Here is a 23967-nt window from a genome sequence, read left to right as displayed (position 1 = left end):
AAGAAGAGAAACCCCCGACATCGGTTTGGTTTTGACCGTACACAAGCCATCGTGGTCTTTTTTTCCTCCCCCTCCCCCCCCCCCCCCCCCGCCGGATGGAAGTCGGATGGTGTCCGGTGGTGACCGGTAGGATCAGCTACCGACCTCGGACCGGCTCTTGGCGATGAACCTGGGAAGACTGTCCTTGACGTAGTATCCCCAGGCATCACTGCAGCCGCCGTAGCACTCGAACTGCGGCACGAGCCCCTCGTGGGTGAACGTGACCTCCGTTTTGCCGTCCTTCTCTGCGATGTCGAAGACGACCCGCGTGTCCTTCCACTCTGTCCTGTCCGCCACGAAGGTGATGTCGGCCTCGGTGACGAGCCAGACGACCTTCTTTCCGGGCACGAACTCGGTGACCTTCTGCTTCGAGTAGTGCAGCGCGCCGTGTCGGTAGGTGAACTCGGCGCCGAGACTGTCCGCCGTTCCCTCGATCTCCCCGTCCCACCACCCGCGTACGTCGTTGATGGCGTGGAAGACGTCCTCGGGGTTCTGGTGCACGCTGAAGGACGTCGTGTAGCTCTCGCTCATGTCTTCCTCCTGGTTGGGATGTTGCGGTGGACGCAGGTGCCCCGGATACGAACACGACACCGCGGCGGGCGGTCTATCGGTCCTCGCCGCCCGGCGAGATTCACGCCTCTCCTCGCCAGCGTACGGCGCACCGGACGATCCCCGGGGATCCTGCTCTACATCGGGCAAAATCGGAGAACTGTGGGACCGGTCGTCGATCCGGAGATGCTCGCGGTGCCCTTGCCGCCGCACCGGATCGGTACCGTGGAGTTCCGGAGCAGTTGCGGATGCCGGCAGCACGGCACCTCGACCCACGAGTTGGAGTGAACCCATGCCACTGATGCCCAGGGACGAGGCCATCGATTTCAATCGAAGAGTTATCGAGGAGTTCCGCGCGAACGCAGGCCGAGTCGGCGGAATCCTGGCCGACTCCCTCGTCATCCTGGTGCACCACGTCGGCATCCGGACCGGGATCGGCCGGGTCACGCCGCTGATCTGCTTTCCGTTCGATGACCAGCGCCGCTACGCCGTCGTCGGATCCAACGGCGACTCTCCGGTCCGCCCGGCCTGGTGCGCGAACCTGGCCGCCATGGCGAGCACGACCGTCGAACTGGGCGAGGAGACCTTCTCGGTGACCGTCGAGCCACTCGACGATGGCACCCGCAGCCGATTGTGGTCGGAACTGTTCGGCGAGGCCACCGGCCCGGACGAGTTCGCGGCCAGGACCGGGCGGCAGTTGCCGATGTTCCTGCTGACCCGCACGACCTGACGGCACAACTCCGGTCAGCGGGGCGGCCACCTGGCCAGTTCAGCACATCTGCTTGCACCACGCAAGCCAACATGCCAGACTTGGGCTTGTGCTGGGACGCCTGTACGCCAACGAGGTCTGCTCTGCCGCGCGGACACTCGAGGTCGTCGGCGAGCGCTGGAGCCTGCTCATCATCCGCAACGCGATGTTCTTCGGGATGACCCGGTTCACGGACTTCCAGCGGGACCTGGGTGTGGCCACGAACATCCTGGCCAAACGGTTGAGCGAGTTCGTCGAGGCGGGCGTCTTCGAGACACGGCCGGGTGCCGGTGGCGCCCACGTCGAATACGTGCTCACCGAAAAGGGTCGCCAACTGCAACCGGTCATCCTCGCACTCACCGAGTGGGGTGACCGGTGGGCCAATCCGGAGGGGCGGCCGGTCGCCTTCGAACACGAAGGCTGTGGCGGCCACGTCAGTCTGCAGGTCGGATGCGCGGGTTGCGGCACCTCTCCGTCGTCCAGCGACGTGACGGCGCGCGTCGACTCCCGGTTCATCGCGCTGCGCGAGCAGCGCAGACAGCGACGCTGACCCGCCGCAACCTCGACCGTGCTGCTGGTGCGGCCAGATCTGCCGGTGCGGCCAGATCTGCCGGTGCGGCACCGTGCCAAGGGTGCGGGTAAACGGTGTGGTCCGCTGGCCGCGCGCCCAAATGGACGCGGGGCCGGACCCGTGGGTCCGGCCACGCGTACGAGGCAACTTCTACAGGAACATCGTGTTGGGCTCCAGGCCGCACAGGACACGGCCGTAGGTTTCCAGGTTCGTGTTCGGGTGCATGATGCCGTGCAGGTTGATCGTCTGGACGTCCCGCTCGATCCGCTGGATCGGCACCTCGGAGTACACCGACGAACCGCCACTGGCGTTGTTCAGGATGTCCACGGCCTCCTTCGCCCGGGCACAGACGGCACCGGCGTCCATCCGTGCCGCAGCGCGGTCCTCCAGGGTCCACGGCTCGCCGCTGAGGGCCTTCTCATCGAGCCGGCGGACTGCCCGGTGCAGGTGGAACTCGGCTTCGTCGATCTTGACTCGCGCCTCGGCGACCTGCAGGTGGGTCAGCGTCGCCTCGATCTGCTTCTCGTAGTTCGTGTAGGTGATCCGCCGGCTTGGCAGCCGCTCCATGAAAGCGTCCCAGGCGGCCCGCGCCATGCCGAGCGCCGGTGCGGCTGCCACGGCGACCGCAAACTGCAGGAACGGCACCCGCCACGCCTGATAGTCGGCGTTGATCTTCGACGCATGCTGGTTGTGCATCATGACCGGCACCATGTTCAGCACCCGGTTCTCGGGCACGAACAGGTCCTGGGCGATGGTCGTGACACTGCCGGTGCCGCGCAGGCCGACCGTGTGCCAGTCGTCGACGATCGTCAGGTCCGAGACCGGAACGACCGCCATACCCGGCACCATGTTGCCGTCACCGAGGTCGATCATGATGGAGTGGGTGTCCCACTGCGCCTGCGGGGCACCGGTGTTGAAGTGCCAACGACCGTTCAGGATGTAGCCACCCTCGGTCTTCACGGCGACCCCGTTCGGGCCGACCGAGCCGCAGAACCGGTCCTCCGGGTTCGCGAAGATCTCGTCCTGCGCCTCGTCGGGCAGCAGGCCGGCCAGCCAGGCACCGATCGTCATGGTGCTGATGGTCCAACCGGTGGAGCCGTCGCCGTGGCCCAGCTCTGCGACCACGTCCACCACCGTACGCGCGTCCGGCACGGTGCCGCCGTAGCGCGCCGGGAACCGCAACCGCAGCAGCCCGGCGTCCTTCAGCGCGTCGAGCACCTCCGCGTGCAGGGCGCGGTTCTCCTCCTGCCACGCGGCGTGCTTCTGGATCAGCGGGATCAGGTCCCTGGCCCGCTGTACGAGTTCGGGCTGTGGCGCGGACTCGATTACCGTCATCTTTACTCCTCCAGACGAAGGCAGAAATTGGTGCCTGGCGCAGCTACTGCGGCAGGATGTCGGGGGGACGTCCCGTCGTCACAAACTCTGGCATGAGGCCCCTACGGTCCACATCTCTCACGTTGCTCAGGAACGAACTGCATACTGAGCCGCCGGCCGAGTTCCAGTCCGACAGAACATTCGTGGGCTGAACACAGATGGGCAGTGGACGCCATTTCGACGACGTCCACTGCCCATTACTTACCTGCCTCGGGCGGCACCGCCCGTCATGGTCTGTCGCTCAGGCGGACTGAGCTGCGGCGATCTGCGCCGCCATCTGTGCGTACTGGCGCTCCAAGTTCTTCCCCCCGCCCGAACGCCAGCTGTCGGCCAGCGGCTCGGCCATGGCATCGGGGAAGATCTCCTCCTCGCCCTTTTCCAGCCCGTCGTAGACGTTCTTGGCCACGTGCTCGGGCGCCGCCTTGGCCATCACGTCGAAGCCCTTGGTCATGTCGGTGTCGACGAGCCCGGTCATGACGGCGTGCACGCCGACGCCCTTACCCGCCAGCAGACCACGAAGCGACTGCGACAGGTTGAACGCCGCTGCCTTGGCCGCCGAGTACGACGAGACCAATGGGAACGGCGCGAACGCGTTCACCGAAATGTTGTTGATGATCGCACCCTGGGACCGGATCAGCGCCGGGAGGAACGCCTGAATGGTGTCGTACACGCCGAAGAAGTTCACCGCGAACATCTTCTCGAGCACCGCGCGATCGCTCAGGTCGTCGAACGTGACCTCGCCGGCGTTGTTCACCAGCACGTCGAGTTCGCCGACGGTCTTCGCGGCCTGTGCGATCTGCCCCGCGTCGGTCACGTCCAGCGTCACTGCGGTGACCCGCCCGTCCGGGTGGTCGAACGGCTGACGCGTCCCGGCGTACACCCGCTTCGCGCCCCGGTTGAGCGCCTCCTCGAGCAGCGCCCGGCCGATGCCGCGGTTGGCGCCGGTCACCAGGACCGTCTTACCGGTGATCGTGTGCATTCCGTACTCCCTTTCGTATGGACATGCTTCTGACACCCGTCCGATCAGGACGGGAGCTCGACCGACTGCCGGTGGTTGAAGAAGTTCCGCGGGTCGTAGGCCTTCTTCACCGCCTGCAGCCGGCGGTAGTTCTCCTTGTAGTAGAGGTCGTACCAGGCGAAGGCCGACCCGTTCCAGGCCGGATCGCTCAGGTCGGCGTCCGGATAGTTGACGTAGCAACCGTCGGTCTGGTCGTTCGGTACGGGCACGCCGCCGGTGTCCGCGAAAGTGTCACGGTAGGTCTCCCGGGCCCACGCGATGTTCGCCGCGTCGTCCGCCGGATTGGCCCACTGCGCCTGCCAGAGCAGCTTGTAGGCGGCCTCCCGGTGGGGAATCGCCGTCGCGGCGTCGGGCACGGCCGCAGTCCTGCCGCCGTACGGGCTGATGACGATGTTCAGATTCGGATTGTTGATGTCCGACCGGGTCATCGCCCGGTAGATCGCGGAGGCCTGCGCAGTGGTGAAGGTGTCCTTCATGAACGCGGACTTGTACTCGCCGCGTAGCGTCGGGTCGTTGTTCAACGTGTTGGTGGTACCGGTGAGCTTGCAGAACTGCAGCCATGGCATGGTGCTCTGCGAAGCGAACACGGCCGGTGTCACACCGTTCTGCAGATGGGCCAGGTAGCTGTCCAGCATCTGTTGCGCGTTCGGCACGGCGGAGTCGACGAAGGCGTACATGTGTATTTCGCCGTTGGACCGGTGGAACGACTGGATCAGGCTCGTCACCTCGCGGGTGGGGCTGTCCGGGGAGATGTTCGCGACGTGCCAGCTGGCGTAGTTCTGGAGCAGGCGGATGTAGTCGGCTTCGGTCATGGTGCTCCAGCTCCATAGGGCGAAGCTGGACAGTACTTTGGACGGCGGTTTCGGCAGAAGCTGCGCCGGGGACCGGCCGTGCGCTCCAGGCGAGCGGAAGAAGTACCGGGTGACGACACCGAAGTTCCCACCGCCGCCACCGGTGTGGGCCCACCACAGGTGGCGGTGCGGGTCCCGCTTTTCCCGCGTGGCGATGATCGTGTTGACCCTGCCGGCGGCGTTGACCGTGACCACCTCGACGGCGTACAGGTGGTCGACGATCAGTCCGTTGCGGCGGACAAGCCAGCCCCAGCCGCCGCCGGCGACGTGGCCGCCCATTCCGACGGAGTAGCAGACACCGCCAGGCAGCGTGACGCCCCAGGTCTGGTAGAGCTTCTCATAGACGTCGAGCAGAATGGCGCCGGCCTCCACCGCAACAGCCTTCATTCTCGCGTCGTAGTAGATCCTATTCATGTTCGTCATGTCGATGATCGTTTCGACTTCACTGTTGTAGACGAAGTCTTCGAAACCGTGACCGCCGCCCCGGACGGTCAATTTGGTTCCGCGACGCACCGCGCGTCGGACGATCGGGGCAACCTGGTTCGGGGAATCCACCACGTACACCGAGTTGGGTGTCGCGGTCCACCGGTTGTTCAGCCCCATCACAAGGTCGGGGTATTGGGGGTCAGCCGGAGTGACGGGCGCTACCAGCGCACCCGACGCTCCACTCCCGTGCGCGAGTGCCGTGCCGGGCAGTGCGGCACCGGCCAGGGCGACGCCTCCGGCCCCTGCGGCACCGGCAAGTAACGTACGCCGTTCGAACTTCCGCTCTTCGTTGGTCATGGCAATCCTGTCCTCTCTGAATCGAGACAGTGAGAGCGGACGACACCAATTCCCCTGGCCACGTCCGCGCATCGGTCGCCAGGCTATGATCCGGCGACACCCGCCTGCTTCCTTGAAATTGCCCTCTCCCAGTGACCGCTTCTTTTTGCCACTACTCGCTGCGGTTGATTGAATTTCCGTCCGTCAGGATCGCGATTAGGCCGGCGACGACGGCGGCAGTAGCCAACAGGGCAATACGGAAGTGGCCGAGGAACATGAAGAATTGGCAGAGTCGAGCGCGCGTCCCGGTTCCGGGCAGCGACCCGAACCCACCGTCCGATGTGGGTGACCAGTAGTCAGGTGACCGCCCCTCGGCGGGGACCAGCATCGCACCGGCGCTGCTGCGTCACGCCTCGGGCTGCACTTGGAGAGGACTGGAGACGATCGCGGAGAGACAGCAATCGAGAAGTATACATTCTTCGCCAATCGTCATAGCTTGGACGCAACCCGCCATATGCGGTCGACAAGAGGGAGAGGTAGAGCCATGTCGCCACGGTTGGTCGATGCTCGGGTCAGGGGATCGCGGTTGACACTGAAACGGATGATCGTCGGAGGGATCACCGCCCTGGCGGTGATCGTCGGTAGTGTCGGGGCAGCGGTGGCTCACGGCTCGAACGGCGGCTCCGACGCCACCGCAGCGCGAGGTGGACACGCCCAGCGGGAGCCGGTCGTCGGTCGCGCGGTCTTCGACCGGACCTTCCGGCATGGTCTGGTCCGCACCGACGGCGGCAAGGTGCACTACGTCAAGGGCGGTTCCGGGCCGGCGCTCGTGCTGCTGCACGGCTGGCCCGAGACCTGGTGGGGTTGGCATCTGGTGATGCCCGAGCTGGCCAAGACGCACACGGTGATCGCGTTCGACCTGCCCGGCCTCGGCTACTCCGCGATCCCGCGGGACGGCTACGACCAGAAGACCACGGCCGCCCGTCTGCATCAGGCGGTGAACCGGCTCGGGTACCGCGAGGTGAAGGTCATGGGGCACGACATGGGCGTTCTGGTCGGCTACGCCTGGGCCCGGGACTACCCACAGGAGGTGACCCGCCTGGCGGTGCTCGACTCGCCGCTACTGGGCTTCGGCTTGGAGGACGCGTATCCGCTCAGCTTCCACTTCAAGCTCAACATGGCGCCGTCGCCGGTGCCGGAGAAGATCGTGGACAACAGCGACGTCTCCACCTACCTGAACTACGTCTTCGAGTTCGCGGCGGTCCCCGACGCGATTGACCGGGACAGCCACATCCGCGCCTACCTGCACCCGGCCCGGCGCAGCGCCGGCTACAACTACTACCGGGCCTGGCCGGAGAACGCGGAGGACACCAAGGCCCACGCCGAGTCCAAGCGGCTGACCCAGCCGGTGCTTGCGATGGGTGCCGAGTTCGTCTTCGGGCTCGGTGTGGCGGCCTCGTTCGAGCAGGTCGCCGATGATGTCCGAGGCGTCGTGGCCCCCGGGGCCGGTCACTGGATTCAGGAGGAAACTCCGGAGTTCCTGATCGACTGCGCCAACCTCTTCTTCGGACCTGAGGGCGTACCCGCGCCCACCGAGCCGCTCTCGAGCTGCGTCGCCTGACCGGCCTTTGCGGGCACGGTTCACCGCTACCGGTGGACCGTGCCCGCGCCGTGACCAACGGTCACCGCGCTGGAGGCGAACCAAAGACATCGATGGTCACGACTGGCGGAAAGTGTGTATTGCCAGCATGTGAACCTTGCTTGACGGCACGCCGACACGCCCCACACGTGACTTGCGTGACACAAGTAGACGCATTAGCCTAGGTCAGTGGGTGCGCGACACAAGCCGGCCATCCAGAAAGGATGCCGACGTTCCGACAGCTCCGCCCGATGCGGAGCATTGCCGACTTCCGCGACGCACGGTCGCGGGACGTCGCCAACCCCTTTTCCGCATACCACGAATGCGAGGAAATCATGACTGGGCCGAGTTACACCACCGAGTTCACCGTGGACCAGTCCCCGAAGGAGGCGTACGAAGCCATCACCAATCCGCAGGGATGGTGGTCGGCCGAGATCGAGGGCAGCGCCGAGAAGGCCGGCGACGAGTTCCGGTACCACTTCGAGGACCTGCACCGCTGCACGATCCGGGTGACCGAGTCGGTTCCCGGCGAGAAGGTCGCCTGGCACGTGGTGGACAACTACTTCTCGTTCGTCAAGGACAGCTCCGAGTGGGTCGACACCACGATGACCTTCGACATCTCGGAGGAGGGCGGCAAGACCAAGGTCCTCTTCACCCACCACGGGCTGGTGCCGGAGTTCGAGTGCTACAACGCCTGCCAGGAAGGGTGGGGCAACTACATCAACGGCAGCCTCAAGGAACTGATCGGCAAGGGCCAGGGCGCGCCCAACGCCACGGGCCAGGCACAGACCACGGCCGAGGCAGAGCTCGGATCGGCCAGCCGCTGATCCGCCGTAGAGCCCCGGTCAACCCAACCGGGGCTCTACACGCCGGCCGTCCAGGCAGTTGCCCGGGCTCATCCGGACCGTCACCTGTGCACGTCCGGGCCGGCACGCATAACGCTCACCCGGATCGCCACCCGCTTGTCGCGGCGCATCGCAGCCCGATAGTCGTCCCAGTCGGAATGCTCTCCGGCGATCCGTCGGTAGTAGTCGACCAGCACGTCGAGTGCTTCGGGCAGCCGTACCACCTCCGCACGCCCGTCGATCTGCACCCAGTCGCCAAAGAACCGGTCCGTGGTCACGCAGAACGTGACCCGCGGATCGCGCAGCAGGTTGTGGACCTTGACCGCACCTTCCCTGGTGCTGACCAGCACTCGGCCGGCGTCGTCGACCGCGACCAGCACCGGACTGGTCTGCGGCCGGCCATCCGGATGCCGGGTCACCATCACCGCCCGATGATTCGCCCGCAGGAACGCCGTCGCCTGTTCAACCTTCATCCCGTACCTCCTCGCGCCACGCACCGCCGCTCGGCCGCTGCCAGTGCCGCCTTTGATTGTGCGACGCGCAGCGCGGTGCTACCCGGAGGTAACCGTCCGGCGGTACGGTCAAGGTCGTGCAGCCTGACATCCTCGGACTCCCGTACGAGCAGCAGGTCATCGAGCTGGCCCCAGACGACGAGGGTCCGGTCGTCGCGACCCTGGTCCGGCGCCGGGCGGACCGCCCGGCCGGGCGGGCGGTGCTCTACCTGCACGGCTTCGTCGACTACTTCTTCCAGACCCATCTGGCAGACCACTTCGTCCGTGGCGGCTGGGACTTCTACGCCCTCGACCTGCGCAAGTACGGCCGGAGCCTGCTTCCGCACCAGACCCCGAACTTCTGCCGCGACCTCAGCGACTACTTCCCGGAACTGGACGCCGCCGCCCGGATCATCCGCGAGCAGGACGGCAACGAGACGTTGCTGATCAACGGCCACTCCACCGGTGGGCTGATCGCGGCGGTCTGGGCCGACGCGCGGGCCAGCCAGGGCATCGCGCCGGACGGGTTGTTCCTGAACAGCCCGTTCTTCGACCTCAACGCACCGTGGCTGCTCCGCCGGCCGGTGGCGGCGGCCGTCTGCCGTCTCACCGGCCGCTCGCCCTACCGCATCGTCCCGGTCGGGCTCTCCCGGGTGTACGGGCAAAGCGTGCACGCCTCCCAGAACGGAGAATGGGACTACGACCTGGAGTGGAAGCCGCTCACCGGGTTTCCGGTGCGGGCCGGTTGGCTGACCGCGATCCGCCGCGCCCAACGACAACTGCGTGCCGGACTGCAAATCACCGCGCCGGTCCTGCTGGCCTGTTCCTCCCGGTCCTACCGCAGCCACAGCTGGCACGATTCGGCTACCCTGGCCGACGCGGTACTCGACGTCGAGCACATGGCCCGGTGGGCCCCCCGGCTCGGCCGGCACGTCACCGTGGTCCGCATCGACGGCGGCCTGCACGACCTGACCCTGTCCCACCAGCCAGCCCGCGACGAGCTGTTCAGCGAGCTGGACCGCTGGCTGCGCGGCTACTTCACCACCGAGCCGCTAGGCCCGGACCCTGGTCAACCGGTGGCGGCGCAACGCCCGGTCGACCGAGGGTTACCGGAGACCGACTGACTCGTCACGGCAACCCGCGACCACTACTATGTGCACGCCAGGACAAGATCAGCAAGCGCCCGTAGCTCAGCGGATAGAGCAGGGGACTTCTAATCCCAAGGTCGTAGGTTCGAACCCTACCGGGCGCACCATCATCGCCCCAGGTCAGAGGACCTGCGGTCGCCGGCCGTCCACAGCCATAGGACGCGTTGACGCGCAGCCAACCAAGGTGACCTAGGGTTGTCGAGTGCCAACGTTCTGGATCGGCTACATTGAGGTACCGCCGAGTATCGAGTCAAAGATCCGCTCCCGGCGTGGTGTCACCGGCGATCAGGTCCGAGCCGCGTGCCAGTGGCCAGCGGTCCCACTTCGCGTTGGATGGCACGACCATCCCAATCCTGGTAGTCGCACACGATGAGCGGGGGACGGCTGCTGCGGGTGATTCTGCAGCCGGTGGACGTCAAGGATGGCACTTGGTGTGGCGGATGAGGGGGATGCGGGTAAGCATGCAGCAGGATGAGCTGGCCGAGTTCGACGTGACCGAGGATGTGTTCGACGCCATGCTGGCCGATAGCGAGCCCGTCCGGGTGACGGGTCCGTTTGATCAGCTCCGGCAGGTTCGCTTCGAGTTGGTCAGCGGGAGACTCCGTACCTATCGCTGGCGACTGGTCGGTACGAACGGTGAAATCCTGGCCACCAGTGCTTCGAGCTACCGCAGTTCCGACGACGCACGCCGTGCACTGGAGGCTCTCACGGTCGCGGTGCAGCAGGCCCCGATCGTCGACCTCGACGAGGCTGACGACCCGGCTACCCGGCGCAAGGCCGGCTGAGCCATTGCGGTACGGGGTGACGCCGCCCAGCATCGACGTACCGCAGCGCCCACTCACCGTCGGTACCGTTCAGTCCGGGTCGCCGATGGCGGCGACCGGGCTGACCCGGGCGGCCCGGCGGGCCGGCGCCAACCCGGCCATCGCGGTGATCACCGCCAACGCCGCGACGATCGCCAGCAGCTGCCCGGCCGGCAGCACCGGCGGCATCCCCAGCCGCAGCGCCTCGAACGACAACCAGGCCAGCGGTACGCCGAGCGCCAGCCCCAGCACCGCGCCGACCACCCCGTACAGGCCTGATTCCACCAGGATCATCGCCCGCAGCCGGCGCCGGCTCAGACCGAGCGCCCGCAGCAGTCCGACTTCCTGGGTGCGTTCCAGCACCGACAGCGCGGTGGTGGTGCCGACCCCGACCACCGCGATCAGCACGGTCATCGCCAGCAGCCCCAATGCGATCAGGAACAGCGACGTCACCTCGGCGTCGGTCGCCTCGCGGTAGTCGGACAGCACGGCCACGTCGGCACCGACGGCGACCCCGAGCTGCCGTACGGCGGCCACTGTCGCGTCGCGGGTACCGACGCCGTCGGCGAAGTCGGCCAGCAGCCCGGTCCGCGTACCGCCGAGCCGGTCCAGGTCGCCTGGCACCAGTACCACATCGGACTGTAGTGGCGCATCGCCGCCGAGCACCGCCGCGACGGTCAGGTTCAACTGCCCGGCCTCAACCCGGTACGCGAACTGGTCGCCGGCCTGGGCGGCCAGGTCCCGGGCGACCGCCTCGCCGAGCACGACCCGGCCCGGCCCGAGGTCGGTCAGCGCGCCGTCGGTGCTGACCAGCATCGTCAGCCGGGGCAGTGCGGCTAGGTCGACGGCGATGGTGGCGTACGACCGGTCGCCGATGGTCGCCTGGGCCTGCTGGAACGGGGTGACGTGGCGGACGGCGTCGAGCGACCGGAGCTGCTCGACCACAGCCGGGGTGATCGGCTGGTCGTGGGCGAACAGTGCCAGGTCGGCCGGGGCGCGGGCGGCCAGTTCTTGGTCGGTGAAGGCGCGCAGGCTGGCAGTGCCGACGGTGGCACCGGTGCCGGTGGCGATGACCGGTGCAGCGGTCGGGTCGCCCCCGTACAGCCGCAGAGTGCTGCCCGGTCCGACGCCGAGCCGGTCGGCGGCGCACCGGTTGACAGCAATCTCCCCCGCCGCGGCCGGGTAACGCCCGGCGCGCGCGTCACGGCCGGTATCGCCGATCGTGACCATTGCCTTGCGGGCCTGCTCGGCGTCCAGGTCGATCAGGTAGCTGGCACCGTCCGCCTGCACGGTCCTCACCGCCAGGCTGTGTGCGACGACGTCGTGCAGTTCAACCGCCGTCTGCTCCTTGCTGGTCCGCAAGGTGTACGCAATCAGCCAGATCGCCACACAGCTGAGGGCCAGCACGCCGTACTCGCTGAGGTCGGCGAGGCCAACCGGGTGCCGGTCATCGGAGAGCAGTACCCGGCCAACCGATCGCCAGGTCCGCCAGCGAGGCACGGTACTGCCAGGCGACAGTGGCCACCGCCGTCGCGACGACCAGGTCGAGCAACGTCCAGCGGTACTGCGACGTCGGCCGGTACGGTGAGGTCGACGCGGGTGGCATGCCGCCCAGCCTAGGTCGCGATACCGATCAGCTGGTCGGGAAGTCCTCGCCGAGGACGGTACGCAGCCGCTGCAGCGCCCGCATGCTGCACATCTTCACCGCCGAGGTGGTGATGCCGAGGATCTCGGCGACGGTCTGCACGCTCTGATCCTCCCAGTACCGCAGCACCAGCACCGCCCGGTCGCGCACCGGAAACTCCGCCAGCGCCTGCAGCAACGCCATCTGCAGCTCGGTCGAGCCGCCAGAGCCGGTCGGCCGAGCCACCGGCTCGGGCGGCTCGGCGAGCACCAGCTCCGTGCGGCTGCGCCGCTTCATCGCGTCGGAGACCGCGTTGATCAGCACCCGACGGCTGTACGCGTCCAGGTTCGCCGTGGGCCAGATCCGGTTCCACGAGGCGTACATCCGGGTGAAGGTGATCTGGGTGAGGTCCTGCGCGAGATGCCAGTCCCGGCACATCAGGTACGCGACGCGGCGCAGCCGGGGAGCCGCGTCAACGACGAACGCGGTGAACGCCTCGTCCCCGGCCACTCGCTGATTCCGACGGCTGGCGGCCCAGCGGGCCAGCGGACCGCCGCCGCGCTCAGACCTCGTCGGTGCCGGCTCCGCCGGTAGGTCCACGGCGACCGGCGCTACGACCCGAACCCCACTCACTCGCCCACCTGCTTGTCCGTGCCGTACAGGCAGAACCAGCCGGTGACTGTCTCGACGCCGGGCATCGCCTGTAGTCCGCCGCTGACCTGCTGGTACGCCGATGGGTTCGCCAAGGTAATCCGAAAAGACTCCGGCAACTGATCTGGGGTCACCTTCTCCATCAGGTCGGGATGATCGAGCAGAACAGCAGGATCGTCCTGGTACCGCCGTACGAACCGCTGGTATGCGTCCTGCCGGCTCTCATACGCCACCGACCCGACCTGCGGGTCGGCCCGCAGCGCCGCGTCGACAGCGCGCCGCTGCTCGGCGGTCACGTCGACGCTCAGGTAGACGGCGGCTTCGGTCGCCACGTCAGCGCTGGTGGGACGCACCAGTTCACAGCCAGGCGAGGCCGACGGCATGGCGGCCTGCGCCGGCACGGGCTCGGGCGCGTCCCTGACCGGGAGCAGCACGCCCACCGCGACAAGCGCCACGGCAGCGGCGGTCGTCGTGGCGGCGTACCCAATCTGTCTGCGTCGACGTAGTCGGCTCCCGCCGGCCATGGCCACTCGGGCCAGGTCGTCCAGTGGCGCCGGTGGTGCCGGTTCGCTGTCGAGCGCCCGGTCGAAGTACGTCCGCAACTGTTCCATGCAGAAGAAGACCGGTCGACGCGGCGGACCGGTCACGGCCGGGAGCCGGTGATCCGCAGATCGATCCGGTCCGGCTGGTCGTGCGTATTTGTGGGTGTCCGGTGGTACGGATATCGTGCTGAGTCCGGTCCGGCAGGGCGCGCCGCCTGGCCGACTACCAGGAAGGCCCGAACTTGTCCTCCGCCACGAACTCCGCCCCGGCCACCACCGCTGACGACGTGACGGACCAGGACGCCGTAGCCGAGCCGGCTGACCAGACGGCGGCGGACCAGGCACCGACCGACCCGCCAGCGGCGGAGGGCGGGCCGGACCAGGCGACGGCGCAGAATGGCACAGCACCGCCGGCCAACCGGTGGCGTCCGCGGGTACGGCGTACCGCCCGATGGTCGGCCGACGTGCTGGCGGTCGGCGGCGTGCTGGCCGCGATGACCCTGCCGTACCAGCTGGATCTGATTGTCCCGGTCGCGTTCGCCCGCATCCCGGTCGAGGCGCTGGTCGCCGCCGCGCTGCTGCTGGTGCTGCCGGGCCGGGTCCGCACCCCGGTGGCTGCCGCGCTCGGCGCGCTGCTCGGCGTACTGATCACGCTGAAGGTCGCCGACATCGGCTTCTTCTCGGTGCTGGACCGGCCGTTCGACCCGGTCCTGGACTGGGGTCTGCTGGCCGACGGGTTCCGGTTCGTCGACGCCTCCTACGGCCGGGCCGCAGCGGTGGGCGCGGCGGTCGGCACCGTCGTGCTCACGATCGCGGTGCTGACGCTGCTGGTCGCCGCGACGCTGCGGCTGGCCCGGCTGTTGGCCGCACACCGACGGATCGGCGGCGGTACGGTTGGTGCGCTGACCGCCGGCTGGCTGGTGTTCGCCCTGCTCGGTACGCAGGTGGTGGTCTACCAGGACGAGTGGCGCACGATCGGGCTGCCGATCGCCGACCGGGCGACCGCCCGGTTGGCGTACGACCACACCATGCAGATCGGCGCGAGCCTGCAGGACCGGCAGGAGTTCGCCGAGCTGGCAGCGGTCGACGCGTTCCGGGACGTGCCCGGCGACGAGCTGCTGACCGCGCTACGTGGCAAGGACGTTCTGCTGGCGTTCGTGGAGAGCTACGGCCGGGACGCGGTCACCCACCCCGACTTCAGCCCGCTGATCGGCGATCTGCTCGACGACGGTACGCAGCGGTTGGCGGCGCAGGGGTTCCAGTCGCGCAGTGCGTTCCTCACCTCGTCGACGGTCGGGGGCAGCAGCTGGCTGGCGCACGCCAGCACCCTGTCCGGGCTGTGGGTGGACAACCAGCAGCGCTACCGCAGCCTGGTGACCAGTGACCGGCTGACGTTGACCCGGGCGTTCGGCCACGCCGGCTGGCGGGTCGCCGGCTTCTTCCCCGGCAACAGCCGGGCCTGGCCGGAGGGGGCGTTCTTCGGCTACGACCAGGTCTACGACTCGCGCAACATGAGGTACGCGGGCGACAGGTTCAACTTCGCCTCCATCCCCGATCAGTATGTGCTGTCGGCATTCGACCGCTTCGAGCGGCGCGACAACGACCAGCCGGTGATGGCCGAGGTGGCGTTGCTGTCCAGCCACGCGCCGTGGACCCCGCTGCCGCAGCTGGTCAACTGGAACACGGTCCGCGACGGTTCGGTCTTCGACCGGGAGGCGATGGCCGCCGGCCAGGCCAACAAGTCCGCAGAGGACGGATTGCGCAGCGACTACCCGAAGGCGGTGGCGTACTCGTTGAGCACGATCATCTCCTACATCGAGTCGCAGGGCGACGACGATCTGGTGGTGGTCTTCCTCGGCGACCACCAGCCGGCGCCGGTGGTGACCGGTCCGGGGGCCAGCCACGACGTGCCGGTCACCATCGTCACCAGCGACCAGGCGGTCCTCGACCGGGTCGCCGGCTGGGACTGGCAGGAAGGGCTGCGCCCCGGTCCGCAGGCCCCGGTGTGGCAGATGGACTCGTTCCGGGACCGGTTCCTGACCGCCTTCGAGTAGGAGCTCCGCTCGTCACATGAGCCGGTCTCGTAAGGCCGGCCATTATGCACTGTCTCAGCCGTACGGCTGATGGCTGTACCCGCGACTCGGGGCCTAGCGTCGACTTTCGACCCTTGAGATCCATCGCCCGGCGGCCTGGACACCCCTGGCCGTTCGGGTTGTGGATCGTCACGGACTCCCGAGGAGACATTTTGAGGAAGCCCTCGTCGAGGCGCCACTCGCCGCCGAACGGCCGTCCGCAGCCACTGCCCGCGACCAGCCGGTCCGGCAACCGCCGTCTGATCGCCCTGCTCGTCGCCGTCGTCGCGGCGGCGCTGCTGCCGGCGGTCGGCCCGACCACGGCCGCCAGTGCCGCGCCGCAGGAAGGTACGCCGATTGCCGGCACCCCGTGGGCCGTGCTCGACGACGTACCGACGGCCAGCCGGTCCGGTCGCGCGCCGGACATCCAGGCGCACCGGTTCGCGGCGTACACCCTGGACCGGGAGGCGATCGCCGCCCAGCTGGACCGGGCGCCGGACGAGTCGGACCGGGCCGCCGCGACGGCGCCGCTGGTGCTGACCGTGCCCGACCCGGACGGAGTGGTGCAGCGGTTCGCGGTGGTCGACTCTCCGGTGATGCAGGACGGACTCGCCGCCCGGCACCCGGACATCCGGACGTACGCCGGCACCGGCGTCGACGACCCGACGGCGACGATCCGGGCCGACCTGACCCCGCTCGGCTTCCACGCCTCGGTCCGCTCGTCGACCGGGTCCTGGTACGTCGACCCGTACCACCGCGACCAGAGCGTCTACGCCAGCTACCACGCCGGTGACCTGCTGAACCGGCACGGCCCGCTGACCGAGCGGGGCGACGTCGACACCACCGCCGCGCAGATCGACCCGGAGGTCGAGCAGGCCCAGGCCGACCACCCCGCCGGGTCGCTGGTCAAGCTGCGCACCTACCGGCTGGCTTTCCTCACCGACCCGTCGTACGCCGACTATTTCGGTGCGGCGAACGTGACAGCTGCCAAGGTGACGCTGGTGAACCGGGTTACTCAGATCTACGAAGACGAGACCGCGATCCGGCTCGTGCTGATCAACGACACCGACAAGACCAACCTGAACACCGCCGAGCTGGCCACCGGCCCGGACGGGCCGTGCGGCTCCGCGCCGTGCTTCTCCGCGGCACAGCTGACCGGGTGTTCCGGCGCGACGCTCAACCGCAACCGGATCGTGCTGGGCCAACTGGTCGGGGCGAGCAGCTACGACGTCGGGCACATCGGCTTCGGTCTGCCCGGCGGCGGGGTCGCCGGGCTGGGGGTGGCCGGCGGCGACGGCAAGGCGCGCGGCTGCACCGGCCTGCCGAACCCGATCGGCGACTTCTACGCCGTCGACTACGTGGCGCACGAGATCGGCCACCAGTTCGCCGGCAACCACACCTTCAACGGCACCCAGTGGAACTGCTCCGGCGGCAACCGCAGCGCCACCAACTCGTACGAACCGGGCAGCGGTTCGTCGATCATGGCGTACGCGGGCATCTGCCAGCAGGACAACCTGCAGCCGCACACCGACCCGTACTGGTCGCAGCGCAGCTACCACGAAATCACCACGTTCGTGAACTCCGCCCGGCCGGCGATCAACGAGGTGCAGACGGTGTCGCTGCGCGGTTTCGACACCGACGGTGACGCGTTCACGATCGTGCACGACGGGCAGTCGTCGACGCCGATCGTCCGCGGGGTCAACTACACCACCGCCGGCATCAAGGCGGCGATCGAGGCGACCACCGGGTGGCCGGCCGGCGCGACGGTCAGCGTCGCGGCGTTCGGCGGCGTCGGTGCGCTCACCGACGCCGGTTTCCAGGTGACGTTCGACGGTGGCGTGATGGCCCGGACCAACGTACTGCCGCTCGGGTTGGCCGACCTCCACGGTGCCGCCGGTTTCGTCGGCGAGACCGCCAAGGGCGGTCCGGTCGACAACGGCGGCTGGCGGGTCACCGAGACCAGCAACCACGCGCCGGTGGTGACCGTGCCGGACTCGTTCACCGTCCCGGTGCGAACCCCGTTCGCGTTGACCGGCAGCGCCACCGACGCCGACGGTGACGCCCTCACCTATCTGTGGGAGCAGAACGACCGCGGTGGCATCGCCGGGGTCAGCACCGCCGGCACCGCGTTGACTGACAACGTCAAGACCAACGGCCCGCTGTTCCGGGTGTTCGGCACGGCGGCGCTGGTCGGCCCGGACGACACCGAGCAGTACTACTCCCCCGGTCTGAACGCGGTCGACGACGACCCGACCCGGGTCTTCCCGGACATGGCGCAGATCCTGGCCGGCAACACCAACGCGGTGACCGGTGCCTGCCCGGCCGCCCCGGCACCACCGGCCAGCGGCAGCGCGTCGAACCTGCCGCAGGCGCTGGTCGACTGCTACTCGGAGTTCCTGCCGACCGCCGACTGGGTGGGCTACGCCAACGACCGGACCATGCACTTCAAGCTGACCGCACGCGACGGCCGGGTCGGCGGCGGCGGGGTCGGCAACGCCGAGACCGCGGTCATGCTGGCCCCGGACGCCGGTCCGTTCCTGGTCACCTCGCAGCCGGTTCCGTCGTTCTACCTCGGCGGCTCCGTTCAGGAGGTCAGCTGGGACGTGGCCGGCACCGACGCAGCGCCGGTGAACGCCGCACAGGTGCGGATCTCACTTTCGACGGATGGGGCGAAGACCTTCCCGTACGTGCTGGCCGAGGCGGTGCCGAACGACGGCAGCGCCACGGTGACCTTGCCGAACATCGACACCACCACCGGTCGGATCAAGATCGAAGCGGTCGGCAACGTCTTCTTCGACCTCAACGACGCCGACATCCGCATCGACCAGGTCCGCGCGGCCGAGGTGGCGTACACCGGGGACACACTGGTGCACCCGGAGGGTGGCGCGGAGCAGGCGCAGGTGTTGCTGCGGGCGGCGGTGAGCGCCGAGGCCGGCGACGTCCGAGGTGCCCAGCTCGCCTTCACCAGCGGTGACACCACCCTGTGTGCCACCGAGGTGAAGTTGTGGGGCAGCGACCGCACCGGCGGGATGGCCAGCTGTACGGCGACCCTGCCGGTCGGCAACCACCCGGTGACCACCACGGTCGACGGCCGCTACACCGGGTCCGTCACCGCGACGGTGACCGTCTCCCCGCCGACCAGGCTGCGGTTCCTCGGCGACGGCTATCTGCGCAGCGAGTCGACCGCTGGCGCCTACCCGCTGGACCCGGATCACCGGATCGAGTTCGACCTCGATGGCCGGATCACCTACGGCGAGAGGCTGGTCGGCAAGGTGCTGGTCGGCTACCGCTCCGGCGACCAGCGGTACAAGTTCCAGGGCAACGTTCTGGAGTCGTACGGCTCGTACGCTCTCGGCGGTGGCCCCGCCACGGCGCAGCTGCGCTACCAGGTGACGCTGTTCGACCTGTCCACCCCGCAGCAGCCGGTGGCGGTGGCGACCGGACTGACCATGCGGGTGAGCGCGACCCTGGTCAGCGGGCCGGGCCAGCTGGACAAGATCGGGATCACCGTCTGGGACGGTGACACGCTGATGTTCTCGTCGAGCTGGACCGGCACCGCCACCGAGGAGATCAACCTGACCGCGTCCGGTGGTGACCTCGTCCTGTACTAAGGGGCTGGGAACTGCCGACCACTGCTGACAGACGCCCACCCGGCGAGCCGCGTGGGCGTCTGTCAGCGCCGGCGGACGGCGTGCAGCACCGCGTCGTGAACGGTTACCGGGTTGCCGTCCGGGTCGGTGCCCGGCCGGGGCACCGTCTCGGCCCGGATGCTGGCCCACTGCCGCGGGTCCAGCACCGCCGCCACCTGCTCGGCGGTGAACAGCAGGTCCCGCATCCGGGGCCGGCGCAGCCCCGGCACGTCCAGGTCGGACGGGTGGTGGCCGACGATCAGCAGGGTGCCGCCGGGGCGTACCGCCGCCGCGAGCCGGCGGTGCAGCATCGCCCGGTCCGGGTCCGGCAGGTGCATGAACTGGGCGGTGACCAGATCGAACCGGTCGGGCCCGGGGTCCCAGGTACGGATGTCGGCCGGCTGCCAGGTGAGCCGTTTCGCCACGTCGTCGTCGGACGCCGCCGTCTGCTCGGCGGCCCGGCGCAGCGCCACCGCCGACACGTCGACGGCGGTCACCTTCCAGCCCCGGCCGGCCAGCCAGATCGCGTCGGCGCCCTCGCCGGCGCCGACGTCGCAGGCGGTGCCGGCGGGCAGTTCGGTCGCGACGGCGACCAGTTGCGGGTTCGGGTTGCCGCTCCACACCCGGTCGACGGAGCCGTACCGTTCGTCCCAGAATGTCGGGCTGACGATCTCAGCCACGTCCGCCGGCCCGTGGTGCACCGGCAGATCGCTGTCGTCCGCTCCTGCCACAGCGGCCCGGTGCCGGCGGACCGCGTCGGCGGTGTCCTCCTCGGCCAGGTCGCCGTTGACCGCCGCCGCCGCCATCGCGCCGGCCGCAGCCGCCGCCATCACCTGGCCGAACGGGTTGGTCAGGTTGCCGGCCGCCCAGACTCCCGGCACCGGGGTACGCCCGGTCGGGTCCGCCTCGACCTGCTCGGCCATCCCGCTCGGATGCCTGGTCAGCGGCACCCCCAGCTTGGTCAGCAGCCGGTCGTCGACCCGCAGCCGGGAGGCGACCGTCACCGCCGCCCGGGGCACCATGGTCCCGTCTGCGAGCCGCACCCCGGTGAGCCGGTCGTCGGCCACCTCCAGCCCGACGACCTCGCCCGGCACCACCCGGACGCCGCGGGCCGCCAGCTGTTCGGCCTGCTCGTCGGTGAGGTCGACGCCGGTGTGGGTGAACAGCACCAGGTCGGAGGTCCACTGCCGGAACAGCTGCACCTGGTGCAGCGCCATCTCGCCGGTGGCGAGCACCCCGACCGGCTGGTCCCGGACCTCCCACCCGTGGCAGTACGGGCAGTGCAGCACGTCGCGGCCCCAGCGGTCCCGCAGCCCGGGGATGTCGGGCAGTTCGTCGACCACGCCGGTGGCGAACAGCAGCCGCCGGGCGGCCACCGTACGGCCGTCGGCCAGGCTGATCTCGAATCCGCTGTCGACCCGCTCGACCGCCTCCGCCCGGCCGGGCAGCACCACGCCGCCGTACCGTTCGACCTCCTGCCGGCCAGCGGCGACCAGCCCGGCCGGGCTGATGCCGTCGCGGCTGAGGTAGCCGTGCACGCCGGCCGAGGGCGTGTTGCGGGGTTCGCCCGCGTCGATCACGATCACGGCCCGCCGGGCCCGGGCCAGGGTCAGCGCCGCGCTCAACCCGGCGGCACCGCCGCCGATCACCGCCACGGCGACCCGGTACGTGGGTCCCCCCACCTTGTCGTCAGCCATCCTGACCACCTCCGGCACCCACGATCCGCCGCCGCCAGGGTAGCGGCAAACTTCCTTGCCGTTTTGGCAAACGCCGGTGGTCGGCAGGCTCCGCGAAACTCACCACCGGTCGTGGTGCAGGGCGTCGGTCACCGGCCGGCGCCGCCGCCAGCCGTGCCGCTCCAGGTCGGGTTCGTCGGCGAGCCGGCTGACCGGCCCGACGCAGAGCCAGGCCACCGGTCGGATGCCGGCCGGGATGGCGAGCAGGTCCCGCAGGAACGGCTCCCGGTAGAAGGAGACCCAACCGACCCCGAGACCTTCCGCAGGTCACCACGATCGACAGGGTGGCCTCCCGTACCCCGTCGATCTTGATGTGCGCGAACCGGGCCGCCGCGACCGGGTCGAGGGTCTGCGCGAACGTCTGCCGTTCCTGCTGCACATGGGCGTGGAAGGCGTCACGCACCGCCGGATCGCGCACCAGCACGAAGTCCCACGGCTGGGTGAGCCCGACACTCGGCGCGGCGTGCGCGGCGGTTAGCACCCGGTGCAGCACCTCGTCCGGCACCGGCGCGCCGGTGAACTCGGCCCGCACGTCGCGGCGCCGATGAATGACGTCGTACAGGTCGATGAGCATCGCGCCCCATTGTCCCAAGCCGCGCCGGGAATCCGGTTGCCGGCCGGGGCCCGGCCTGATCGGATGGCGGCCGTGCTGGTCAGGCGGGAACGAGCTGGCGACGTCGCGGCGGTCCGGGAGGTGGTGGCAGCAGCCTTCAGCCGGCCGCCGGCTGCGCACCGGCCGGAGCCGACGGACCGGCCGGGGACCGTGACCGAAACGCCGGCCGAGGTCGGGCTGCTGGACGAACTGCGTGCCGACCCCGCGTGGATCCCGGCGCTGTCGCTGGTCGCCGTCGCCGTCGACGCCGGCGCTGGACGCGGGCAGGACGGGCACCTGCCGGGCCTGGACGCCACCGGCGAGGTCGTCGGGCACGTGGTCTGCACCCGGGGACAACTCGACAGCCGGCCGGTGCTGGGCCTCGGCCCGCTGGCGGTACGCCCGAACCGGCAACGCGCCGGCGTCGGCTCGGCGCTGATGCACGCGGTGCTCGCCGCCGCCGAAGCCCGCGACGAGACACTCGTCGCGCTGCTCGGCGAACCGGCGTACTACCGCCGGTTCGGGCTGCGGCCGGCCAGCGAGTTCGGCATCGTCGCGCCCGATCCGCGGTGGGGGCCCTACTTCCAGGCCCGTCCGCTGGGCGGGGCCACGCCGGCACCGGGCCGGTTCCGCTACGCCGAACCGTTCGAGCGGCTCTGACCGCTCAGCTGTTCGGCAGGGATGCGACCGGGGCGAGCCGGTGGACCGGCACCGGGTTGCGCCGGGTGTTGCCGTGGTTGGCCGACGTCACCGCCCAGACGGGGGTGCACGGCCCATCGGACGCCGCCGCCTCGCGGCGGCCAGCCGGCTCAGATAGTCGGCCTGGAACCGGGTAAGAAGCGTGGTGCCGACCGGGAAGGAGCAGTCGGCGGGCCGTGGCACGTTGATAGCCTGCGGCCGCCGTGGCCGGCCGGGCAGGGTCGCCACGGCCCAGCCCAGGACCGGGGACATCGACGCCCCAGGGAGGAGACAGGCCCGGTGAATTCGAGCGCGCTGCTGGTGGAGACCTTCGACCGGCTGCCCGAGTTGGTCCACGCGGCTGTCGACGGGCTGAGCCCGGAGCAGCTGCGCTGGTCACCAGCGTCGGGCACGAACCCGATCGGCTGGCTGGTCTGGCACCTGACCCGGGTCCAGGACGACCATCTGGCCGAGGTGATCGGCGAGCCGCAGGTCTGGGCCGGCGACAGCTGGGCGCGGCGGTTCGGCCGGACCGCCGATCCGGCGGACACCGGGTACGGGCACAGCGCCGAGCAGGTGGCGGCGGTGGCGCCGGAGAGCGCTGCCGCGCTGGTCGACTACTACACGGCGGTCGCCGACCGGACCCGGCGGTTCCTGGTCGGCCTGACCGACGCTGACCTGGACCGGATCGTCGACCAACGGTGGGATCCGCCGGTGACCCTCGGCGCGCGGCTGGTCAGCGTGGCCAACGACAGCCTGCAGCACGTCGGTCAGGCCGGTTGGCTTCGAGGGCTGCTCAGCGCGACCAGCTGACCGCGACCGGCCACCCTTTTGACAGGGTGTGCCGCAATAGGCATGCTGTGTCTCCCGGACCGAGGCATGCCCTGTCTCCCGGCTCGCCGGAGCACCCGCGCAGAGGAGTCCCCTCATGTCCGTACCCGTGTCGGAGAGCGCAGCCACGCCGCAGTCCGCGCCGCTTCCGGCTGCCCGGCGCGGCGGCGACGCCGGGGCGTTCCTGCGCGAGTTCCTCCGGTCGCCCACCCGGATCGGTGCGGTCGCCCCCAGCTCACAGCGGTTGGCCGAGGCGATCACCGCGCCGGTCCCGGAACGCGGCGACCCGGTCGTCGTCGAGCTCGGGCCCGGCACCGGTGCCTTCACCGGGGTGATCCAGCAGCGGCTCGGCGGCCGGGGTCGGCACCTGGCGATCGAGCTCAACCCGACACTTGCCGACCTGCTGGCCGGACGGCACCCGCAGGTCGAGGTGATCGTCGGCGACGCCGCCGACTGCCGGACCCTGGTAGCCGGGCGGGGCCTGGCCACCGCCGACGTGGTGGTCAGCGGGCTGCCGTGGGTCTCCTTCCCGCGTGATCTGCAGCTGTCCGCCCTCGGCGCGGTATGCGACGTGCTGGGGCCGGACGGGGCATTCACCACATTCGCGTACGTACTGACCGCGCAGACCCCGCCGGCCCGTCGGTTCCGGCAACTGCTGCGGGACCGGTTCGAGGAGGTGGTGATGGGGCGTACGGTGCTCGGCAACCTGCCGCCAGCCTTCGTCTACCACGCCCGCCGGCCGCGCCGCTGACCGCTCTTGCCGGCTGCGGCCGC

21 protein-coding genes, 1 tRNA gene and 2 pseudogenes are annotated in these 23967 nt (G+C 69.5%); 12 read left to right on the top strand and 12 right to left on the bottom strand.

The genetic code is table 11. The annotated features are described in order from the left end of the window. Nucleotides 1-132 precede the first annotated feature (132 nt). Nucleotides 133-570, bottom strand: coding sequence for an SRPBCC family protein (locus ACXAHD_RS09385; protein WP_281551278.1), 438 nt, complete (start codon nt 568-570; stop codon nt 133-135). Nucleotides 571-889: 319 nt separating this feature from the next. Here ACXAHD_RS09385 and ACXAHD_RS09380 point away from each other — a divergent pair, with 319 nt between their 5' ends. Beyond that, complete coding sequence (locus ACXAHD_RS09380) at nt 890-1318, top strand: nitroreductase/quinone reductase family protein (RefSeq protein WP_281567289.1); 429 nt, start codon at nt 890-892, stop codon at nt 1316-1318. An 88-nt stretch (nt 1319-1406) separates the two neighbouring features. Beyond that, a complete protein-coding gene (locus ACXAHD_RS09375; RefSeq protein WP_281551280.1) occupies nt 1407-1886 on the top strand; it encodes a winged helix-turn-helix transcriptional regulator in 480 nt (159 codons plus the stop codon). Nucleotides 1887-2057: 171 nt separating this feature from the next. On the opposite strand, the gene ACXAHD_RS09370 is transcribed toward ACXAHD_RS09375, so the two are convergent. The 3 genes from ACXAHD_RS09370 to ACXAHD_RS09360 form a co-directional block, all read right to left on the bottom strand. Continuing rightward, nucleotides 2058-3242 carry an acyl-CoA dehydrogenase family protein gene (locus ACXAHD_RS09370; protein WP_281551281.1) on the bottom strand — a complete coding sequence of 395 codons (1185 nt, stop codon included), beginning with the start codon at nt 3240-3242 and terminating at the stop codon, nt 2058-2060. Between the two features lie 280 nt (nt 3243-3522). Beyond that, on the bottom strand, nt 3523-4230 hold the full coding sequence (locus ACXAHD_RS09365) for an SDR family NAD(P)-dependent oxidoreductase (RefSeq protein ID WP_281551282.1): 708 nt from the start codon (nt 4228-4230) through the stop codon (nt 3523-3525). Nucleotides 4231-4304: 74 nt separating this feature from the next. Continuing rightward, complete coding sequence (locus ACXAHD_RS09360; RefSeq protein ID WP_281567288.1) at nt 4305-5933, bottom strand: FAD-binding oxidoreductase; 1629 nt, start codon at nt 5931-5933, stop codon at nt 4305-4307. 580 nt (nt 5934-6513) lie between these two features. Here ACXAHD_RS09360 and ACXAHD_RS09355 point away from each other — a divergent pair. Both ACXAHD_RS09355 and ACXAHD_RS09350 read left to right on the top strand, forming a co-directional pair. Then, nucleotides 6514-7533: an alpha/beta fold hydrolase gene (locus ACXAHD_RS09355; RefSeq protein ID WP_281551283.1), complete on the top strand. Its 1020-nt coding sequence runs from the start codon at nt 6514-6516 to the stop codon at nt 7531-7533. 353 nt (nt 7534-7886) lie between these two features. Further along, the gene (locus tag ACXAHD_RS09350; protein ID WP_281551284.1) at nt 7887-8378 is read left to right on the top strand and encodes an SRPBCC family protein; all 492 of its coding nucleotides are present in this window, start codon (nt 7887-7889) and stop codon (nt 8376-8378) included. 80 nt (nt 8379-8458) lie between these two features. Here the strand turns inward: ACXAHD_RS09350 and ACXAHD_RS09345 are convergent, their stop codons facing one another. Beyond that, nucleotides 8459-8869 (bottom strand): PPOX class F420-dependent oxidoreductase, encoded by a 411-nt coding sequence (locus tag ACXAHD_RS09345; RefSeq protein ID WP_281551285.1) that lies wholly within the window; start codon nt 8867-8869, stop codon nt 8459-8461. A gap of 116 nt (nt 8870-8985) precedes the next feature. Between ACXAHD_RS09345 and ACXAHD_RS09340 the strand changes: the two genes are divergently transcribed. The 3 genes from ACXAHD_RS09340 (at nt 8986) to ACXAHD_RS09330 (ending at nt 10820) form a co-directional block, all read left to right on the top strand. Next, nucleotides 8986-10011, top strand: coding sequence for an alpha/beta hydrolase (locus tag ACXAHD_RS09340; RefSeq protein ID WP_281551286.1), 1026 nt, complete (start codon nt 8986-8988; stop codon nt 10009-10011). Between the two features lie 55 nt (nt 10012-10066). Then, nucleotides 10067-10142 (top strand) — tRNA-Arg (locus ACXAHD_RS09335). Nucleotides 10143-10496: 354 nt separating this feature from the next. Beyond that, nucleotides 10497-10820 carry a YegP family protein gene (locus ACXAHD_RS09330; RefSeq protein ID WP_289213495.1) on the top strand — a complete coding sequence of 108 codons (324 nt, stop codon included), beginning with the start codon at nt 10497-10499 and terminating at the stop codon, nt 10818-10820. Between the two features lie 69 nt (nt 10821-10889). Here ACXAHD_RS09330 and ACXAHD_RS09325 read toward each other — a convergent pair whose 3' ends face one another. Genes ACXAHD_RS09325 through ACXAHD_RS09310 form a run of 4 tightly spaced genes read right to left on the bottom strand, consistent with a single transcriptional unit; the run spans nt 10890 to nt 13760 of the window. Then, on the bottom strand, nt 10890-12245 hold the full coding sequence (locus ACXAHD_RS09325) for an FtsX-like permease family protein (protein ID WP_281551287.1): 1356 nt from the start codon (nt 12243-12245) through the stop codon (nt 10890-10892). A 40-nt stretch (nt 12246-12285) separates the two neighbouring features. Continuing rightward, complete coding sequence (locus ACXAHD_RS09320; protein WP_281551288.1) at nt 12286-12444, bottom strand: hypothetical protein; 159 nt, start codon at nt 12442-12444, stop codon at nt 12286-12288. A 27-nt stretch (nt 12445-12471) separates the two neighbouring features. Continuing rightward, nucleotides 12472-13095: a SigE family RNA polymerase sigma factor gene (locus tag ACXAHD_RS09315; RefSeq protein ID WP_475049793.1), complete on the bottom strand. Its 624-nt coding sequence runs from the start codon at nt 13093-13095 to the stop codon at nt 12472-12474. Next, nucleotides 13092-13760 carry a permease-like cell division protein FtsX gene (locus ACXAHD_RS09310; protein ID WP_281551290.1) on the bottom strand — a complete coding sequence of 223 codons (669 nt, stop codon included), beginning with the start codon at nt 13758-13760 and terminating at the stop codon, nt 13092-13094. The genes ACXAHD_RS09315 and ACXAHD_RS09310 overlap by 4 nt, the downstream gene beginning before the upstream one ends. Nucleotides 13761-13897: 137 nt before the next feature. Here ACXAHD_RS09310 and ACXAHD_RS09305 point away from each other — a divergent pair, with 137 nt between their 5' ends. Then, nucleotides 13898-15709 (top strand): sulfatase-like hydrolase/transferase, encoded by a 1812-nt coding sequence (locus ACXAHD_RS09305; RefSeq protein ID WP_281551291.1) that lies wholly within the window; start codon nt 13898-13900, stop codon nt 15707-15709. Nucleotides 15710-15900: 191 nt separating this feature from the next. Further along, nucleotides 15901-19338, top strand: coding sequence for a reprolysin-like metallopeptidase (locus ACXAHD_RS09300; RefSeq protein ID WP_475049790.1), 3438 nt, complete (start codon nt 15901-15903; stop codon nt 19336-19338). A 62-nt stretch (nt 19339-19400) separates the two neighbouring features. Here the strand turns inward: ACXAHD_RS09300 and ACXAHD_RS09295 are convergent, their stop codons facing one another. From ACXAHD_RS09295 to ACXAHD_RS09285, 3 genes and pseudogenes are all read right to left on the bottom strand, one after another. Beyond that, complete coding sequence (locus ACXAHD_RS09295) at nt 19401-19979, bottom strand: class I SAM-dependent methyltransferase (RefSeq protein ID WP_475049800.1); 579 nt, start codon at nt 19977-19979, stop codon at nt 19401-19403. A gap of 108 nt (nt 19980-20087) precedes the next feature. Further along, nucleotides 20088-21053: pseudogene (locus ACXAHD_RS09290) on the bottom strand (NAD(P)/FAD-dependent oxidoreductase); the annotation flags it as partial. 99 nt (nt 21054-21152) lie between these two features. Further along, nucleotides 21153-21660, bottom strand: a pseudogene (locus ACXAHD_RS09285) (nitroreductase family protein). Between the two features lie 78 nt (nt 21661-21738). Between ACXAHD_RS09285 and ACXAHD_RS09280 the strand changes: the two are divergent. From ACXAHD_RS09280 to ACXAHD_RS09270, 3 genes are all read left to right on the top strand, one after another. Further along, a complete protein-coding gene (locus ACXAHD_RS09280; RefSeq protein WP_475049788.1) occupies nt 21739-22344 on the top strand; it encodes a GNAT family N-acetyltransferase in 606 nt (201 codons plus the stop codon). 318 nt (nt 22345-22662) lie between these two features. Then, a complete protein-coding gene (locus ACXAHD_RS09275) occupies nt 22663-23175 on the top strand; it encodes a mycothiol transferase (RefSeq protein ID WP_281551295.1) in 513 nt (170 codons plus the stop codon). A gap of 115 nt (nt 23176-23290) precedes the next feature. Continuing rightward, nucleotides 23291-23944, top strand: a complete 654-nt coding sequence (locus ACXAHD_RS09270; RefSeq protein WP_281551296.1) for a class I SAM-dependent methyltransferase — start codon at nt 23291-23293, stop codon at nt 23942-23944. Nucleotides 23945-23967 lie beyond the last annotated feature (23 nt).

It is taken from the genome of Micromonospora sp. ABR4_055 (assembly GCF_056160425.1).
Note: the sequence above shows the minus strand (reverse complement) of the source record. Positions and strands in the feature narration are given on the sequence as shown.